The following is a 15,599-nucleotide window of genomic DNA, read 5'->3' as shown; positions in this document are numbered from 1 at the left end:
CACAAAAAGTAACAACATTGAAATAAGTAAACTTTCGTAACGGAATGTGTTCGAAAACCAACGCTTTAGTTCCTCAACCCCGGGAAACTGTCGGAGTATAATGATTGCGCTACCATTGAATGGTAGGCCAACATAGATAAAGGAGACAGAATGGCACTGCACTACCAACGCAAGGCCTTGGCCCTTGCGACTTCCGCCATCGCACTGGGGGCCGCGCTGCCGGCGCTCGCGGCGCCCATCGCCACCCTGGACCGCAACGGCGCCTGGGTGTCGGTCGAGGCCTATGGACCGAACGTGGTTCACATCACCATCGCCGCCGACAAGGCCGAGGCGCTGAAAGGCCCGGGCTACGGCATCCTGCCGAAGAACGCCGACAACGCGGCCTTCCGCCACAGCAGCGGCAAGGATGGCGATACTTTCGCTTCGACGGCGCTGAACCTGCGTGTGGCCCCTGCCCCGCTGCCGCGTGTGCCGAGCATGGGCGAGAAGTACTTCGCATCGCAACTGGCCCCGGTGGCACTGCAGGTGCGCAATGCCAAGGGCGAATTGGTGCTCGACATGAGCGGCTGGGAACTGTCGCCGCAGACCGTGAACACGGAAAAGACCTACCAGGCCGGCGCCAGCTTCCGCGCTGCGGCGGACGAACATTACTACGGCATGGGCCAGAACCAGGAATCGCTCGGCCCGCTCGACTTGCGCGGCAAGGTCCTCGACTGCAAGCACTGGTATGACGCACCGGCCGGCGAGTCGGTGTGCGTGCCCTTCATGGTATCGTCGAAGGGCTACGGCATCGTGTGGGACAACCCGTCCGCAACCCGCTTCGTGGCAGGCGTGAATGGCCGCACGGCCTTCCAGTCCAATGTGGGCGAGCGTGTCAGCTTCTTTGTCATTACCGGCAGCACGCCGGAAGAGATTTATTCGGGCTATGCCCGCGTCACCGGCAAGACGCCGATTCCGCCCAAGGCGGCGTTTGGCCTGATCCAGTCCAAGGCACGCTACGAGAGCCAGCAGGAAGTCATGCGCGTGGCGAACACCTATCGCGAGAAGAAATATCCGCTGGATATCATGGTGGTGGACTGGTTCTACTGGACCCGCATGGGCCAGCTGGATATCGATCCGGCGCAGTATCCGGCGCCGGCGGCCATGAACAAGCAGCTGCATGACATGGGCATGCAGTCCATTATCTCGGTGTGGCCGCGCTTCGAAACCTCGGGCCGCTATTTCAATGAGCTCGATGCGAAGGGCTACTTCCTGAAGGACAAGGATGGCAAGACGGTAGACGGCCTGCCCTTCCGCAACGACCGCACGGGCGCGCTGATCGACGCCACCAATCCGGCGGCACGGCAATGGTTCTGGGAGCGCGTGCGCGACAACATCCTGGCGCAGGGCTTCGACTACCCATGGCTGGACGAGACCGAACCGGACCTGGTGCCGGAAGGCTTCTTCTATTCCATTGGCTCTGGCGACCGTTACCGCAACCTGTTCCCGCTGCTGCACGTGGAAGGCGTGGCGCAAGGCATGCGCGCGTGGAAGCCGAACAAGCGTACCCTGATCCTGTCGCGTGCCGCCTATCTCGGTTCACAGCGCAGCGGCGCCCTGTTCTGGTCTTCGGATATCCAGCCTACGTGGGAAGCGCTGGCGCGCCAGGTGCCGTCGGGACTGAACATGACGGCCTCCGGCATCGCCTACTGGGGCAACGATATCGGCGGCTGGCAGAAGCTGCCGAAAACCAGCAAGGCGACCAAGGCGCCGCTGGTCGATCCAAGCGGTGCGGAAGAAACCGTGGGCGAGAACCACGACTATCCCGAGCTGCACACGCGCTGGTTCCAGTACGGCACCTTCCTGCCTACGCTGCGCCTGCACGGCGACCGCAAGCACGCAGAGATCTGGGCCTTCGGCAAGCACGCCGAAACCATCATGGCCAATTTCAACCGCCTGCGCTACCAGCTGATTCCTTATATCTACAGCCAGGCCAAGGCCACCTGGGACAGCGGCGCGCCCTTCATGCGCCCGTTGTGGATGGACTTCCCGAACGATCCGAAAGTCGCCGATATCGGCACGCAGTACATGTTCGGGCCCGCCTTCCTCGTGGCGCCGGTGACGGAACAGGGCCAGACCGAGAAGGACGTCTACCTGCCGGCGGGCAGCGACTGGTACAACTTCTGGACCAATGAGAAGGTGGCGGGCGGACGCTGGATCCGCGTGGCCGCGCCGATCGAGCAGATCCCGGTGTTCGTGCGCGCGGGTTCGGTGGTGCCGATGGGCGCCGAGATCCAGTCCACGGCTACGAAACAGGCCATTGCCGAAATCCGCGTCTACCCTGGCAAGGATGGCGGGTTCGCGCTGTATGACGACGACGGCGTGTCCTACGACTACGAGAAAGGCAAAGGCACGCTGGCGAAGCTGCAGTGGAACGACGCCGCCGCCCGCCTCACCGTCAGCGGCGACGCCGAGCTGTCACGCAAGGCGCCAGGCATCATCAAGGTAGTGGGCAAGTAAGATCCCGCAGAGCCCGCAACATGACACCTTGGGGTCAGGCACCGCATGACATGACAGCGGGTGCCTGACCCCATGGTGTCATGACCGCGGCTTAAGCGGAGCAGTTGCGGGCCGCCGCTGGACGGGCGGCCAGCTTGCGCCGTGCTTCTTCGAAAGCGTTGTCCAGCAGGCCGCCATACAGGCCCGCTACGTCTCCGCCGATAATCGGCTCGGCCAGGGGACGCCCACAGACATCAGCCAGGATCACCACGGGAGCAACCTTCACGCCTGCTTTGCGGGCAAAGGCCTTGTGCGTGGCAGCGCCGGGGTAGCCGCTCACCGGCAACTGGCTGTCAATGACGATTTCGCGCACGATGTCGCCGCGCTCAACGAGGCCGGGCATGTAGCTGCGGCGAACCTGCTCGCAAAAGCGGCATCCAGGCAAGGTGAAGAACAGTACCACAGGCTTGTTCTGGTCCGCCGCCAGTTGGCCGTCGGCCTGCCAGCGTGACAGCATCTGCGGCCCCGGCGCAGCCTGCGCACCGCATGCCGCCAGCAGCGTGGCGGCGCACAGCACGCGGCCCAGCCAGCGGCGCCGCTTCATGCAAGCATGCCCGGGTTGCCCTGCACGCCGATCAGGCGCGGGGTGTTCAGTTTGCGCGCGCTCACGGTTTTGTGGCTGCGCAGCCAGCCCGCCACCACATCCCACACCGGTTCGCCGCTGGCGCCTTCGGCCACCGGCGCCCAGCCGGCCACCTTGTATTTGCGGTCGGCGTCGATCGGCTTGCCGTTCAGGCGCATGTCCTGGATGCGCGATCCCATCTTCGCGCCGGGCTCGATGGCGTAGCTCATGCCGCCAACGCGCACCATGTCGCCACCCTGCTGGTAATATGGATCGGGGTTGAACAGGTTGTCCGCCACGTCTTCCAGCACGGTCTTGATGGTGGCGCCGGTCATCTCGGTCAGCGAGGTGTAGGAATAGGTGGTGGCCGTCTGGTCCATCAGCTGTTCCATCAGGATCGGGCTGTCCGGCAGCAGCGAGGTACCCCAGCGGAAGCCCGGCGAGAAGGCGATTTCAGCGCCCTTCGCCTCCATTAGCGCATCCACAATCAGCTGGTCGAAGGTGCCGTTGAAATTGCCGCGGCGGTACAGCGTGCCCTGCGTGACGGCGAGTTTTTCGCTCAACTTGGCCTCATACGGCGCGCGGATGCGGGTGATCAGTGCATCCATCTCCTTGTCCGCCGGGAGGAAGCGCGAGAACACCGGCAGCAGCTTGTAGCGGAAGTCCGATACCTTCCCGTCGCGCACATCGAAATCGAGCACGCCGAGGAATTTGCTGTTGGATCCTGCGTTTGTCACCAGCGTTTTGCCGCCGGCATTGGAGACGATCACCGGCTGCGGCACGCCGTCGTGCGTGTGGCCGCCCAGGATGGCATCGATGCCGCGCACCCGCGAGGCCATCTTCAGGTCGACGTCCATCCCGTTGTGCGACAGCACCACGACGACCTTGGCGCCCTTGCCGCGTGCTTCATCCACCATCTTCTGCATATTGTCGTCCTGGATGCCGAAGGTCCATTCGGGAACAAAGTAGCGCGGGTTGGCAATCGGCGTGTACGGGAACGCCTGGCCGATCACCGCCACCGGCACGCCGTTCATTTCCTTGATCACATAAGGCGGGAACACCTGGTCGCCGAAGTCGGCGCTCTTGATGTTCTGTGCGACGAAATCAACCTTCCCCTTGAAGTCCTTCTCGACGATTTCCTTCACGCGCGCATCGCCCAAGGTCATTTCCCAGTGCGCCGTCATGATATCCACGCCGAGCGCAAGGCAGGCATCCACCATGTCCTGGCCCTTGGTCCACAGTGCTGTGGCGGAGCCCTGCCAGGTGTCGCCGCCGTCCAGCAGCAAGGCGCCGGGACGGCTCGCCTTCATGCGTTTGACCAGCGTGGAAAGATGGGCGAAGCCGCCCACCTTGCCATACGTGGCCGCAGCCTTCTCGAAATTCAGGCAGGTGAAGGCATACGCCTCGCGCGTGCCGGGGCGGATACCGGCCGCCTTCAGCAAATGCTCGCCCACCAGGTGCGGCATGCGGCCTACCGCCTCCCCCACGCCGAGATTGACGCTCGGCTCACGGAAATACACCGGCTTGAGCTGCGCATGGCAGTCGGTGAAGTGCAGGAAGTGCACATTGCCGAAACGCGGCAGTTCGTACAACTTGTCGGCCGAAGGCGCGGCCAGCGCTTGAGGTGCATCGAGCACCATGCCGCTGGCGGCGGCGATGCCCATGACCTGCATGAATTCACGGCGGTTCAAACCCATGGATACTACCCTTATTTGTTAACCGGCGACTGCGGATCGAGCAGCAGCGCCATCAAGTCTTTCAGCTGCTGCTCGGTCAGCACGCCATTGTGGCCGAAGCGCGGCATGCGCGAGCAGGCATTGAAGGCCTGCGCGTTATACAGCTTGGCCCAGGTGTATTTCAGGATCGCTTCGCTGTCCCCGCGCAGCTTGCCGTACTGGTACAGCGTGGGACCAATGTTCCCGAAAGAGATTTCTTCCTTGCTTACCTGGTGGCAGGCGTAGCAGTTGCCGCCGTTCTCGGATCCCACCTTGTCCGAAGACTGCATGCCACGCCCGTTCTGGGCGATCTTCTCGCCTGCCTTCCAGTCGCCCAGGTATTTGCCATCGGCCGGATACTTCACCAGCTTGAGCTGGGCTTCTTCCAGTGCCTTGGCTTTCTTCGCCGGCAGCGCGGCGGCCGAGCTGCAGGCCTTCTGCGCTTCGTCCTGCTCCACCACGCGCTCCAGCGTGGCCGGGCCCTTCGATTTGAAATCGGCTTTCAGCAGCGCCGCTGCCTGGTCGGCATATTTGTCCGCCGCTGTCGCCGAGCCGCCGCACAGGAGGACGGCGATTGCCATTACGCTTTTCAGTTGTTTCATCGTCTGTCTCCTTAGCGTTTGAGGGCGGGGCCCTGGTAGACGCCACCGTTGGCGCTGCGCGCCAGGAACATGGTCACTGCCGTAATGGCTTCGGATGCGTACACCGGCTCCGGGAAGCGTTGCTGGCGGAAGCAGTCGTTCAGGCGGTGCTGCATGGTGCGCACTTCTCCCTGCGACACGCGATAGGCAGGCCAGGTGGTGTAAGCCGCCTGCGCGCCCGCCTTCGCCGTCAGGTTCGGCAGGTCCTGCATGCGGATGCGCATCTGGTCGGCGCTATGGCAGCTGGCGCAGGAAAAGTCATGCGAACCGCCGCGGTAGTAGAACAGCTTCTTGCCGATTTCGTAGGCACGCTTCTCTTCCGGATGCGACATCGCCACATTCATCTTGATGCCGCGCGACTGCGCCGTGATGTAGGCCACCATCGGCTCGATGTCGGAGGCCTTGCCGGTGGCGCCGAAAGGCTGGGCCGAGGCCTGCTCCGCCGTCAGGCCCTGCAGCGTGATGCGGCAGTGCTTGAGGCGCTGTTCCAGGTCCATGACCTGTTTTGTATCCTTGAAGTAGCGCGGCAGCTCGGCATAGGCGCCCTTCAGGATGCCGGGGCCTTTGCCGAGGTCGCACTGTTCCAGCGACACATTGTTCGGGCCCGCCTTCTGCTTCCAGAGTTCTTCGCCGCGCATTTCCCACAGCTCGGCGGGATTGCCGTCTGCCAGCATCTCCCGGTATTTTGCGATCTCGTCGCTCTGCCCGGCGGCCAGCGCCAGCGCCGCTGCGGCGCAGCCGGCGGCTCCAGCCAATACTTTGCTCATGCGTCTCATCTTGTCTCCTCCAAGTGGTCCTGCGGTCTGCGCCGCAATCGCGATCAGGACACCACCGCGTCGTCGCTGCGGCTGTCTCCCTGGTTGTCGTGCCAGGTCACGTTAATTTTGTCGCCCTTCTTGCCGCCCTTGAACTTGAAGGACAGGAAAGGATCTTTCGATACCGACGTGCCCATCAGGCAGTCCAGCACCACCTTGTCATTGCACTTGGCCACCAGCTTCTGGATGAAGTGGGCCGGAATGGCCTTGCCGGAAGCGTCCTTGCGCTGGCCGGTTTCCATGTCATGCCGCATCAGGACCTTGACTTCGACGACGTCGCCAGTTGCGCTGGCGCGAATGCGCATCGGATTACCCATGTTGATTCCTCGATTGATATGGTTGAACGAAGGAGCGCGGCATCAGCCGCCGCAGCCGCCCAGTGTGACCTTGATCTCCTTGCTGGCGATCAGCCACTTGCCGTCGGCCTTCACCAGTGCATGCACGTTCGAGGTGCCGCCCATTTTCACGCGCGTGCCGATCACTGCTTCCGTCCCTTCGGGAATGGTGAAGGCGGCCGACAGCGGGTTCGGGTTTTTCTCGACCAGGATGGCCATGTATTCGGTCTTCGGCGCATTGCTGGTAACAGTCACCGGCACCACGGCGCCGTTTTCGGCGATGTCCGGGCCAGTCACCGAGATATCGGCACTGACTGCCGCGCCGGATGCGCCAATTGCCTTCAGCGCATCGTCCAGCGATTTGGCATCGAAGCCGCTGGCGTTCCAGTCGGCGGCCAGCGCCATGCCGGGCTTGAGAATGCCGGCGGTGATCGCCAGGCCCATGACCGTTGCAATGCGCAACAGCTCGCGTCGATTCTGATTCATTTCCATCTCCTCTTTTAACTTACTTTGCACCGCCAAGTATCCAGCCTGCCAGTGCCTGCAGGTCTGCATCCTTCAACTGGGACTGGGGCGGCATAGGCACCGGACCCCAGACGCCCGATCCACCGGATTTGATTCTGGCCGCCAGCGCGGCGGCGGCCTTGGCATCGCCCTTGTATTTGGCGGCGACCTGCGCGAAGCCGGGGCCCACCACCTTGTCTTTCAGGCCATGGCAGCCAAGGCAAGCGTTCTGCTGGGCCAGCGCCAGCGCATTGATCCGCGCGGGCGCCGCTGCGCCGGCTGCGGCAGCTGGTGCGTTCGCGGCGGCGCGGGCCGCAGGCGCGGCAGCCGGCGCTGGCGCAGGCGTTGCCGCCGGCTGCGGCGCCGAGATGCGCGTGGTGAGCGCCGCCGTCGCCGCAGGCTTCGTCGTATCCACGCCGCGCACGGCGCCGAAGGTCCGGTTCTGCTCCGCGATATTGCCGTGCGCATTACGCGACACCTCCGGCAGTGTGGAATGCATCTCCGTCGGGGCGCAGTTCTTCATGCAGGCCACGCTCTTCACATCCGGCTTGCCCTTCACATCCCACATGCCGTGCACCATGGTCATGCCATTACGGTTCGGCATGCGCTGCTGCACCTCGGCGATATTCTTGTCCGACAGCGTGAAATCGTCGGGCACCACTTCCGCCATGTTCAGCATATAGGCCACCACGGAGTACACCTCGTCGGTGCTGAGCGACTTGGGCGCAGTCCATGGCATGGCGCGGTTCACATAGTCCCACAAGGTGGACACGGTGGCTACCTTCATCATGGTGGTGCGCTGCGGCTGGCGGTTGGTGGCCAGCGCGGCCACGCGGCCGGTCTTCACGTCTTCCGCCGTGGTGCCGCCGATGATCGGCGTGAACACCTCGTTCGACTCACCGAAGGTACCGTGGCAGGACGCGCACTTGCCTTCCCAGATCACCATACCCGCATTCACAGTGCCCGAGCCTTTCGGCAGGCCTTTGAAATCGGGCCGCACGTCGATATCCCAGGCCGCGATTTCCTTCGCAGTGGCGGGACGGCCGACATTGGCCAGGGTCTGCGCCTGGGCAGCGCCGGCAACGAAGGCGAGCGCAAACAGCAGCTTAGTAAACCTGGACATTCGACACCTCGCCCGTTTCCGCAACCTTCCAGGACTGGATGGCGTTGTTGTGATAGATGGAGCGCGTTCCGCGCACGGCGCGCAGCTCGTTGATCTTCGGCTGCACATAACCCGTGTCGTCGATGGCGCGCGACTGCAGCACGCAGGGACCGCCGTCCCACACCCAGTCGATATTGAAGCGCGTGAGGCACTTGCCCAGCACCGGGCCTTCCAGGCGCGCAGTGCGCCAGTTGCGGCCCCCGTCCACCGACACGTCCACGCGCTTGACCTTGCCGCGGCCGGACCATGCGAGCCCGGTGATGTTGTAGAAGCCCTTGTCCAGCAGCTGCTGGCCGCCGGACGGCGTGGTGATCACGGACTTGCATTCCTGCGTCGAGGTGTACTGGCGGTAGCTACCGTCCGGCATCGCGTCGATATAATGAATCGCCTCGTCCTTGGTGGCCCACGGCTGGTCGCCCACTTCGATGCGGCGCAGCCACTTCACCCACGAAACGCCCTGCACGCCCGGCACCACGAGGCGCAGCGGGTAGCCGTTCTCGGGCCGCAGCATTTCGCCGTTCATGCCCCAGGCAACGATCACGTCATCCAGCGCGCGCGAAATGTCGATGGTGCGGGTCATCGATGAACCGTCCGCGCCTTCAGCCAGCACGAACTTGCCGTTCTTCTTGTCGTAGCCGCAGTCTTCCAGCAGCACGGACAGCGGCACGCCGGTGAACTCGCTGCAGCTCAGCATACCGTGCGAATACTGCACCGTGGGCACGGCCACATTGCCCCATTCCATCGCCGTGTTGGCGCCGCATTCGATGAAGTGCATGCGCGATACCGAGGGCATGCGCATCAGGTCATCCATGGTGTAGACCTTGGGGTTCTTCACCATGCCGTTGATCATGAGGCGGTGCTGGGCCGGGTCGATGTCGTGCCAGCCCTGGTGGTGGCGCTCGAAGTGCAGGCCGCTCGGCGTGATGATGCCGAACAGCCCTTGCAGCGGCGTGAAGGACACCGAAGCCTGGGACACGCGCGTAAGGCCCGGCGATTCGCGCCGCAGCAAGTTGGTTTCGTATTTGGACGGCTGGCCGTAGGGATTGGCGGCCACTGCCTGGCCAAGGGTGCGCGAATGCTGCGGCAGGTTCAGGATGGCCGGATCGCCATCGCCCACGGCCTGCGCCGCTGCGCGCCCTGCCGCTCCCGCCGCCAGCGCCGCGCCGGCCGCCATGAAGCTTCGGCGCAGGAAGCCGCGCCGTTCGGCGCTCAGGCCATCCCTGGTGATTTCCTGCGCCAGGTCCGGCGCTACGAAATTCTCGGGCGCCCGTACGATGCGTCCCGATTTATTGTTGTCTCTCATCCAGCGTCTCCACCAATGCTATCTATATTTGACTATATAACTATAAACGCATATCTGTCCAGAGAGAATCGTTTTTTTGTATGTCTCGCGTCTGCGACAAGGTCAGGCCGGGACGGTCACGCCCGGCACTTCATGCCCCATCTGGGTGGCAAAACGGCCGCACACGGACTTGCACAGCTCGATGGTGCCGTGGTCTGCGATGCGGTAATACACCTGCGCGCCCTCCTTGCGGCGCGCCAGGATTTTGGCCCGGTACAGCATATTGATCTGGCGCGACACATTGGCCTGGGTCGATTCAACCTGGGCCACGATGTCGTTTACCGAACGCTCGCCGTTGCACACTGCGTAGAGAATCTTCAGGCGGGTGGGCTGCGACAGCAATGCGAAGTAATGGGAGACCTCCTCGAAGAGCGGGTCCATGTCCATACTGTTTTCCGAATCCATACTTGTTCTTTGATGTGTTGAATAATGGCCGCTCAGGGCTTGAGATAGGCGTAGCCTTCGAACTGCAGCCGCGCGGCTTCCGCCACGCCGGACGGTACGATCTTCGCGTCCGGCAGCACCTTGCTTTTGTCGATGTGGCGCGCTTCCAGGGTGTTGGCGCAGACCCTGAACTCGACGTTGTTGCGCATCGTGAGTTCTTCGACGGTCGCATCGTAAGGGTTGCCGTTGCTGTTCTTCGCGCCATCGAGCAGGAAATCGATGCCGGCGCCGTTCGTCACCACAACGATCTTCACCTTCGGGCTCGCCTTCAGATGGTTGCGGATGTTGTTCAGGGCCGTCGTTGCCAGGCTGGAATCGGTAACGTGGTACACCACCTTCTCTTCGCGCTGCTGCGCGGCGGCGCCGAAAGTGGCGAAGGCCAGCAATGCCAGCAGCATGGTGCGGATGAATGTCATGTCGTTCTCCTTATTCCGTGGCCAGGCTTTCCTGCTCCATGCGCAGATAGGTTCCGTAAGCGTTGATGCGGTTGGCCTGCTCGAAGGCCGGATAATCCTTGAAGCGGCTCCAGTCGGTGGCGGCGTAAGCATCATCGAAGCTCGCCATATTCGCTACCGCCTCCCCCATCGTCTTGCGCAGGTACTGCAGGTATTCGCGCGTGAACATCATATCGCGTTCCGGCGCACGTGAGCTGGCGCCATGGCCGGGAATGACGATTGCCGGTTTCGTGGCCAGCATCTGTTCCAGCGTGAGCAGCCAGCGCGCACTGTCCGCGTTGCCGACGAAGGGAATGCGGCCGGTGGCGAACAGGTCGCCCGCGAACAGCAGGCGGTCTTCTTCCACATACAGCATGATGTCTTCCGGCGAATGGGCGCCGCTGGCATCGAGCACGCGGAAGTGCAGGCCGCCCATCGTGAAACGCTCTTCACCGCCGCGCGGCAGCGCCAGCCAGCGGTCGGCGGGAACCAGCCTGGTGTCGCGTCCCACCCATGGAGCAAGGTCGGTAACGCGCTGTTCGAAGCGGCGTTTGGTGTCGTCCGATTCCAGCGTGGCGCGTCCCTTCTCATGCGCCCATACCTCGGCGCCTTGCGCCTTCAGCGGCTGCAGGCCGTAAAAGTGGTCGGCATGGTAGTGGCTCAGTATCACGCGCCGGATCGGCTGTTTGCTGACCTTGCGGATAGCATTCACCATTGCTTCGCCTAACGCTGGCGTGGCCAGCGCATCGAACACCACCACACCGTCGCCCGTGACCACGAAGCCCGCGTTGGACATGAAGCCCTTGTTGGCCTGGCTCGCCATGCCGGCGCTGCCCTGGAAGAACCACACATGTTTGGACACCTGCACCGGCTCCAGCACGAGCGGCGCGGCCTGCGCCATGCCGCACAGTGCGAGCAAGAGAATCCAGAGCCTTCGCCAGAGCGCCATCTTCGCCTTCACGGAGTAATTGATCATATAACTATACGCGAATATTGCAGACCCGACGGGGCCCCTGTCAAGCAAAAAGCGGATCAGAATTCGCCGCGCGCGCCGCGTTCAAGCATCTTGGCGATGGTGGCGCGCATTTGCAGCGCTGCGGCGCGCAGCTCGGGCGGCAGCTTGCGGCCCATGTGGATCAGCATGTCCATATTGAGGGTATACAGCCACAGCCCATCTTCTTTTTCGAGCAGCACGATACGGCATGGCAGGAAGGCCGCCATATGGGGGCTGAAATCGACCATCAGCCGCGCCGTTTCGGGGTCGCAGTAGGAATACACTTTGAGGAAGCGCTGCGGCTTGCCGCTGCGCGCAGCCAGCTCGCTGGACAGCGGCAGCATGCCGACTTCCTTCACATTGTCCTCGGCCGCCACACTGGCCAACGCCTCTTCCACTTCCATGACCGTCACGCCGGGTTCCACCTTGCGCTCCCAGGTGACGGTGGCGGCGATATCGCCTTCCTTCTCGATCCAGCGGTCCCACAAGCGCCCTGCTTCGGCGCCCGCACCGTCTTCCAGGCTCGCAGCCGTGCGCAGCGTGCCGCAGCCCGTCAGGGCCGTGCAGGCGGCACAGAGCAGCAGCGTGGGAAAGGTCAGGTGCATGAAATGGAGCTTCGCTGGCGCGGGACCGGAATTGGAAACCGCCGCATTGTAGCACTGAGAAAATCGGCGTTGCAGCAGGCCGGGCGCAGGCGCTGCGCCCGGCCTTCGGGCAAGTGCTCAGCGCACCAGCGCCACGACTTTGCCGTGAGACGGCCGCGCGCGCGGCGCTGCGGCGGCCAGCGCCGGTGCGCGGTGCGCGCCTGCCAGCTTGAAGGTGCCGACGACAGCCAGCAGCTGCTGCGCCTGCGACTGCATGGAATCGGCTGCTGCCGCCGCCTGTTCCACCAGCGCCGCATTCTGCTGCGTCACGCTGTCCATCTGCGTAATCGCCTGGTTGACCTGGGCAATGCCCGCAGCCTGTTCCTGGCCTGCGCTGCTGATCTCCGCCATGATGTCGGTAACGCGCTTCACGCTCGCCACCACCTCGCTCATGGTCGCACCGGCGGTGTCCACCAGCTTGCTGCCCGCATCCACCTTGTCGACCGAATCGCCGATCAGGGCCTTGATCTCCTTCGCGGCGGCGGCACTGCGCTGCGCCAGGTTGCGCACTTCGGATGCCACCACGGCAAAGCCACGTCCCTGCTCGCCCGCGCGCGCCGCTTCCACCGCAGCATTCAGTGCCAGGATATTGGTCTGGAACGCAATGCCGTCGATCACGGAAATAATGTCCACAATGCGTTTTGCGGAATCGTTGATGGAGCCCATGGTGCCCACCACTTCCCGTACCACCTCGCCGCCCTTCACTGCCACCTCCGATGCCTTGGCCGCCAGCTCGTTGGCATGGCGCACGCTTTCGCCGTTCTGCTGCACGGTGGAGGTCAGCTCTTCCATCGAAGCGGCCGTCTCCTCCAGCGAGCCCGCCTGCTCCTCGGTGCGGGCGGACAGGTCCAGGTTGCCGGTGGCGATTTCCACCGAGGCCGTGGTGATGGCGTCCGTGCCGTCGCGCACCTGCTGCACCAGGTTCGCCAGGCTGTCCTGCATCTTGCGCATGGCGAACATCAAGCTGCCCGTATTGGACTCGTCGTCAACATCGATAGGCGCAGTCAGGTCGCCCGCCGCAATCGAGCCGGCGATGGAAGCGGCGTAGTCAGGCTCGCCGCCCAACTGGCGCATGACGTTACGGGTGAGCCAGAAGGCCACACCGGCGCCGATCACCAGCGCGCCCGCGCCGAACGCCAGGCTGAGCACCAGCATGCGCTGGGTGGCCGCGGCCAGTTCAACTTTGCTCGCGTCGACCGCCGTATTCTTTTCCTTGATCAGGCCAAGCAGCGCGCCGCGGATCTGGCGCCACAGCGGCGTCTCTTTCGCATTCAGCAGCTCGATGGCAGCAGCCTGGTCGTCCTTGGCCAGCGCAACGATCTTCTCCTGCAGCTCCGCCTGTTCCGCATGCTGCTCCTGGATTTTCGCCAGTACCGCCGCTTCCTTGGGATTACCCTGCGCCAGGGTTCGCGCCTTGGGCAGCGCCTTCCTGAAGGCATCGCGCGCATCGGACAGGTTCTTGTAGCCCTGCTTGTTGCCTGGCGCCAGAATCACATTGCGCAGCGCCTGCCCCATTTGCAGCCCTTGCGCGTACAAGGTATTGGTTTCGCCGAGGAAGGCCTGGTCCTGCTGGATGAAGGTATCGAATTTGACGGTGGCGTTCTGCATGCCCGTGATCGCCATGCCCAGAGCGACCATGAACAGGAAGAATACCAAGCCCATGCACAGGGCCATTTTATGTTTGAGTTTCACTCTATCCTCGCGTTGGTTTCCGGGCTACCTGTAGCGGCGGCTCTCATCGACAAAAGATACCATAGGGAAACATCTTTACACAGGCCGACAACATGTTTTGCAGCGGATTGGCAACAGGATCCGCGCAAACCCAGCATTCACGCGGCTTTCAACATTTTCACTTTTAATATATTAGCTCGCGATAGATTGACTATCTTGCTAAACAATGCCGCAACAAACTTGACCTTGAAGCAATGCAAGCCTCGGCAGCACGCGCCTGCGGCCTGCTGAAAGTGCTGGGCAATCCGGACCGCCTGCTGCTGCTGTGCCAGCTCACGCAGGGGGAATACTGTGTCAGCGAACTCGAAACCCTGCTCAGCATCCAACAGCCAACGCTGTCCCAGCAGCTCGGCGTGCTGCGTGAGGAAGAGCTGGTCAGCACGCGGCGCGAAGGCAAGCAGGTCTACTATTCGATGGCGAGCAAGGAAGCGCTGGCCGTGATGACGGTACTGCGCGAACTGTATTGCGTACCGCAGGGAGAAGCACAATACAATGACGATTGACTGGGCGGCCTTTGCGCCATGGAGGTCGCTCGCGGGCGGCCTGCTGATCGGCCTCGGCGCCGCGCTCTTCGTGCTGTTAAACGGCCGGGTCGCCGGCATCAGCGGCATTCTTGGCGGCCTGCTGCGTCCCGCACGCGGCGACCTCGCATGGCGCTTCGCCTTCCTCGCTGGGCTGGTCGGCGCGCCGCTTGCATACGGTCTCGCGGCAGCGCTGCCTGCCGTGCACATCGAGGCCGGTACGGGCACGCTGATCGCCTCCGGCCTGCTGGTGGGCATCGGCACACGGTATGGATCCGGCTGCACCAGCGGCCATGGCGTATGCGGCATCGCCCGCAGCTCGCCGCGTTCGATGGCGGCAACCGCAACGTTTGTGGGGGCAGGCTTCCTCACGGTGTACCTGCTGCGCCATGTGATTGGCTGATATCGGGACTGCTGTTCGGCATTGGCCTGATCGTATCCGGCATGGCCGATCCGGCCAAGGTGCTCGGCTTCCTCGACCTGGCCGGGCACTGGAACCCATCGCTGCTGTTCGTGATGGGCGGCGCAGTGGCCACAGGCTATGTCGGCTTCCGGCTTGCCCGCAAGCGCGAATGCTCCTTGCTGGGCGACCCGATGCGCCTGCCCACCGCGAGCCGGATCGACCGCAGGCTGATCCTCGGCGCCGCCGTATTCGGCGCCGGCTGGGGCCTTGCGGGCTTCTGCCCCGGCCCCGCCCTCGCCTCCCTGCTCTTCGCCGGCATCAAACCAGCCATCTTTGTGGCCGCCATGCTGGGCGGGATGGCGGTGTTCCTACTCTTTAACCGCCCAAGAAAGGATTAAGAACGGTCAGTTTTGGTATGCGGGAGAATGCATCTCCTTTGTCCCGCGTAACCACCGTCAAATTGCGTAGCAAGGCAATTGCGGCAATCTGCTTGTCGACGGTGTGCGGATCCTTCTTCTGATTCGATAACAACGCTCCCCAAAGACGCGCTGCATCGGTATCAAACTCAAGAATGCGATCCCCAAAACGGTTAATCAATCCGTCCAGCCACTGCTCATAAGCATGTGCTCTTTCGGCCTGAGCCACATCCCTTCGCCGTCGCAGATGCTCAATACCAGCCTGGATTTCTCCTACAACTTGCGGCGGCAAGAACAGGGTGTTCTCATCAGTCGTAGCGAAGAACGCGGCCACACCTGGGTTGGCGCGCGCGCCTTTGCGATACTCGGAGATGACGTTCGTATCGATCAGATACATA

At 63.1% G+C, this 15,599-nt stretch carries 18 protein-coding genes; 4 read left to right on the top strand and 14 right to left on the bottom strand.

Annotation, left to right across the window (positions count from 1 at the left end; all coding sequences use genetic code 11):
* Positions 1–150 precede the first annotated feature (150 nt).
* Positions 151–2,499, top strand: a complete 2,349-nt coding sequence (locus ACJRPG_RS19685; RefSeq protein ID WP_408001806.1) for a glycoside hydrolase family 31 protein — start codon at positions 151–153, stop codon at positions 2,497–2,499.
* A gap of 91 nt (positions 2,500–2,590) precedes the next feature.
* On the opposite strand, the gene ACJRPG_RS19680 is transcribed toward ACJRPG_RS19685, so the two are convergent.
* From ACJRPG_RS19680 to ACJRPG_RS19620, 13 genes are all read right to left on the bottom strand, one after another.
* Positions 2,591–3,082: a thioredoxin family protein gene (locus ACJRPG_RS19680; RefSeq protein WP_408001805.1), complete on the bottom strand. Its 492-nt coding sequence runs from the start codon at positions 3,080–3,082 to the stop codon at positions 2,591–2,593.
* Positions 3,079–4,791 carry a thiosulfohydrolase SoxB gene (gene soxB / locus ACJRPG_RS19675; protein WP_408001823.1) on the bottom strand — a complete coding sequence of 571 codons (1,713 nt, stop codon included), beginning with the start codon at positions 4,789–4,791 and terminating at the stop codon, positions 3,079–3,081. Before soxB ends, ACJRPG_RS19680 begins: the two co-directional genes overlap by 4 nt.
* A gap of 17 nt (positions 4,792–4,808) precedes the next feature.
* Positions 4,809–5,417 carry a sulfur oxidation c-type cytochrome SoxX gene (gene soxX, locus ACJRPG_RS19670; RefSeq protein ID WP_408001804.1) on the bottom strand — a complete coding sequence of 203 codons (609 nt, stop codon included), beginning with the start codon at positions 5,415–5,417 and terminating at the stop codon, positions 4,809–4,811.
* A gap of 11 nt (positions 5,418–5,428) precedes the next feature.
* Complete coding sequence (soxA, locus tag ACJRPG_RS19665; RefSeq protein ID WP_408001803.1) at positions 5,429–6,223, bottom strand: sulfur oxidation c-type cytochrome SoxA; 795 nt, start codon at positions 6,221–6,223, stop codon at positions 5,429–5,431.
* 53 nt (positions 6,224–6,276) lie between these two features.
* On the bottom strand, positions 6,277–6,588 hold the full coding sequence (gene soxZ, locus ACJRPG_RS19660) for a thiosulfate oxidation carrier complex protein SoxZ (RefSeq protein ID WP_408001802.1): 312 nt from the start codon (positions 6,586–6,588) through the stop codon (positions 6,277–6,279).
* Positions 6,589–6,630: 42 nt separating this feature from the next.
* Entirely contained in the window at positions 6,631–7,092 is a 462-nt protein-coding gene (soxY, locus tag ACJRPG_RS19655; RefSeq protein WP_408001801.1) for a thiosulfate oxidation carrier protein SoxY, read from the bottom strand.
* Positions 7,093–7,111: 19 nt separating this feature from the next.
* Complete coding sequence (locus ACJRPG_RS19650; protein ID WP_408001800.1) at positions 7,112–8,233, bottom strand: c-type cytochrome; 1,122 nt, start codon at positions 8,231–8,233, stop codon at positions 7,112–7,114.
* Positions 8,217–9,575 (bottom strand): sulfite dehydrogenase, encoded by a 1,359-nt coding sequence (gene soxC / locus ACJRPG_RS19645; protein ID WP_408001799.1) that lies wholly within the window; start codon positions 9,573–9,575, stop codon positions 8,217–8,219. Before soxC ends, ACJRPG_RS19650 begins: the two co-directional genes overlap by 17 nt.
* A 102-nt stretch (positions 9,576–9,677) precedes the next feature.
* The gene (locus ACJRPG_RS19640) at positions 9,678–9,995 is read right to left on the bottom strand and encodes an ArsR/SmtB family transcription factor (RefSeq protein ID WP_408001798.1); all 318 of its coding nucleotides are present in this window, start codon (positions 9,993–9,995) and stop codon (positions 9,678–9,680) included.
* Positions 9,996–10,051: 56 nt separating this feature from the next.
* Entirely contained in the window at positions 10,052–10,474 is a 423-nt protein-coding gene (locus ACJRPG_RS19635; RefSeq protein ID WP_408001797.1) for a DsrE family protein, read from the bottom strand.
* A 10-nt stretch (positions 10,475–10,484) separates the two neighbouring features.
* Positions 10,485–11,468 carry an MBL fold metallo-hydrolase gene (locus ACJRPG_RS19630; protein WP_408001796.1) on the bottom strand — a complete coding sequence of 328 codons (984 nt, stop codon included), beginning with the start codon at positions 11,466–11,468 and terminating at the stop codon, positions 10,485–10,487.
* A 56-nt stretch (positions 11,469–11,524) separates the two neighbouring features.
* Positions 11,525–12,091, bottom strand: coding sequence for a DUF302 domain-containing protein (locus ACJRPG_RS19625; protein ID WP_408001795.1), 567 nt, complete (start codon positions 12,089–12,091; stop codon positions 11,525–11,527).
* 117 nt (positions 12,092–12,208) lie between these two features.
* Positions 12,209–13,822, bottom strand: a complete 1,614-nt coding sequence (locus ACJRPG_RS19620; protein WP_408001794.1) for a methyl-accepting chemotaxis protein — start codon at positions 13,820–13,822, stop codon at positions 12,209–12,211.
* Between the two features lie 233 nt (positions 13,823–14,055).
* Between ACJRPG_RS19620 and ACJRPG_RS19615 the strand changes: the two genes are divergently transcribed.
* From ACJRPG_RS19615 to ACJRPG_RS19605, 3 genes are read left to right on the top strand one after another with little or no spacing between them, the layout of a single operon-like run.
* Positions 14,056–14,364: an ArsR/SmtB family transcription factor gene (locus ACJRPG_RS19615; protein ID WP_408001793.1), complete on the top strand. Its 309-nt coding sequence runs from the start codon at positions 14,056–14,058 to the stop codon at positions 14,362–14,364.
* Positions 14,354–14,785 carry a YeeE/YedE family protein gene (locus ACJRPG_RS19610; RefSeq protein WP_408001792.1) on the top strand — a complete coding sequence of 144 codons (432 nt, stop codon included), beginning with the start codon at positions 14,354–14,356 and terminating at the stop codon, positions 14,783–14,785. The genes ACJRPG_RS19615 and ACJRPG_RS19610 overlap by 11 nt, the downstream gene beginning before the upstream one ends.
* 41 nt (positions 14,786–14,826) lie before the next feature.
* The gene (locus ACJRPG_RS19605; protein WP_408001791.1) at positions 14,827–15,183 is read left to right on the top strand and encodes a DUF6691 family protein; all 357 of its coding nucleotides are present in this window, start codon (positions 14,827–14,829) and stop codon (positions 15,181–15,183) included.
* Here ACJRPG_RS19605 and ACJRPG_RS19600 read toward each other — a convergent pair.
* Positions 15,161–15,598 (bottom strand): type II toxin-antitoxin system VapC family toxin, encoded by a 438-nt coding sequence (locus ACJRPG_RS19600; RefSeq protein WP_408001790.1) that lies wholly within the window; start codon positions 15,596–15,598, stop codon positions 15,161–15,163. The genes ACJRPG_RS19605 and ACJRPG_RS19600 overlap by 23 nt on opposite strands.
* Between the last annotated feature and the right edge of the window lies 1 nt (position 15,599).

Source organism: Pseudoduganella rhizocola, assembly GCF_045984285.3.
Classification (GTDB): domain Bacteria; phylum Pseudomonadota; class Gammaproteobacteria; order Burkholderiales; family Burkholderiaceae_D; genus Rugamonas.
Note: the sequence above shows the minus strand (reverse complement) of the source record. Positions and strands in the feature narration are given on the sequence as shown.

Excerpts from the sequence above, each read along its gene's own strand:
- ACJRPG_RS19685 (WP_408001806.1), top strand. The coding sequence starts at position 151 with ATGGCACTGCACTACCAACGCAAGGCCTTGGCCCTTGCGACTTCCGCC.
- ACJRPG_RS19680 (WP_408001805.1), bottom strand. The coding sequence starts at position 3,082 with ATGAAGCGGCGCCGCTGGCTGGGCCGCGTGCTGTGCGCCGCCACGCTG.
- soxX (WP_408001804.1), bottom strand. The coding sequence starts at position 5,417 with ATGAAACAACTGAAAAGCGTAATGGCAATCGCCGTCCTCCTGTGCGGC.
- soxA (WP_408001803.1), bottom strand. The coding sequence starts at position 6,223 with ATGAGCAAAGTATTGGCTGGAGCCGCCGGCTGCGCCGCAGCGGCGCTG.
- soxZ (WP_408001802.1), bottom strand. The coding sequence starts at position 6,588 with ATGGGTAATCCGATGCGCATTCGCGCCAGCGCAACTGGCGACGTCGTC.
- soxY (WP_408001801.1), bottom strand. The coding sequence starts at position 7,092 with ATGAATCAGAATCGACGCGAGCTGTTGCGCATTGCAACGGTCATGGGC.
- ACJRPG_RS19650 (WP_408001800.1), bottom strand. The coding sequence starts at position 8,233 with ATGTCCAGGTTTACTAAGCTGCTGTTTGCGCTCGCCTTCGTTGCCGGC.
- soxC (WP_408001799.1), bottom strand. The coding sequence starts at position 9,575 with ATGAGAGACAACAATAAATCGGGACGCATCGTACGGGCGCCCGAGAAT.
- ACJRPG_RS19640 (WP_408001798.1), bottom strand. The coding sequence starts at position 9,995 with ATGGACCCGCTCTTCGAGGAGGTCTCCCATTACTTCGCATTGCTGTCG.
- ACJRPG_RS19635 (WP_408001797.1), bottom strand. The coding sequence starts at position 10,474 with ATGACATTCATCCGCACCATGCTGCTGGCATTGCTGGCCTTCGCCACT.
- ACJRPG_RS19630 (WP_408001796.1), bottom strand. The coding sequence starts at position 11,468 with ATGATCAATTACTCCGTGAAGGCGAAGATGGCGCTCTGGCGAAGGCTC.
- ACJRPG_RS19625 (WP_408001795.1), bottom strand. The coding sequence starts at position 12,091 with ATGCACCTGACCTTTCCCACGCTGCTGCTCTGTGCCGCCTGCACGGCC.
- ACJRPG_RS19615 (WP_408001793.1), top strand. The coding sequence starts at position 14,056 with ATGCAAGCCTCGGCAGCACGCGCCTGCGGCCTGCTGAAAGTGCTGGGC.
- ACJRPG_RS19610 (WP_408001792.1), top strand. The coding sequence starts at position 14,354 with ATGACGATTGACTGGGCGGCCTTTGCGCCATGGAGGTCGCTCGCGGGC.
- ACJRPG_RS19605 (WP_408001791.1), top strand. The coding sequence starts at position 14,827 with ATGGCCGATCCGGCCAAGGTGCTCGGCTTCCTCGACCTGGCCGGGCAC.
- ACJRPG_RS19600 (WP_408001790.1), bottom strand. The coding sequence starts at position 15,598 with ATGTATCTGATCGATACGAACGTCATCTCCGAGTATCGCAAAGGCGCG.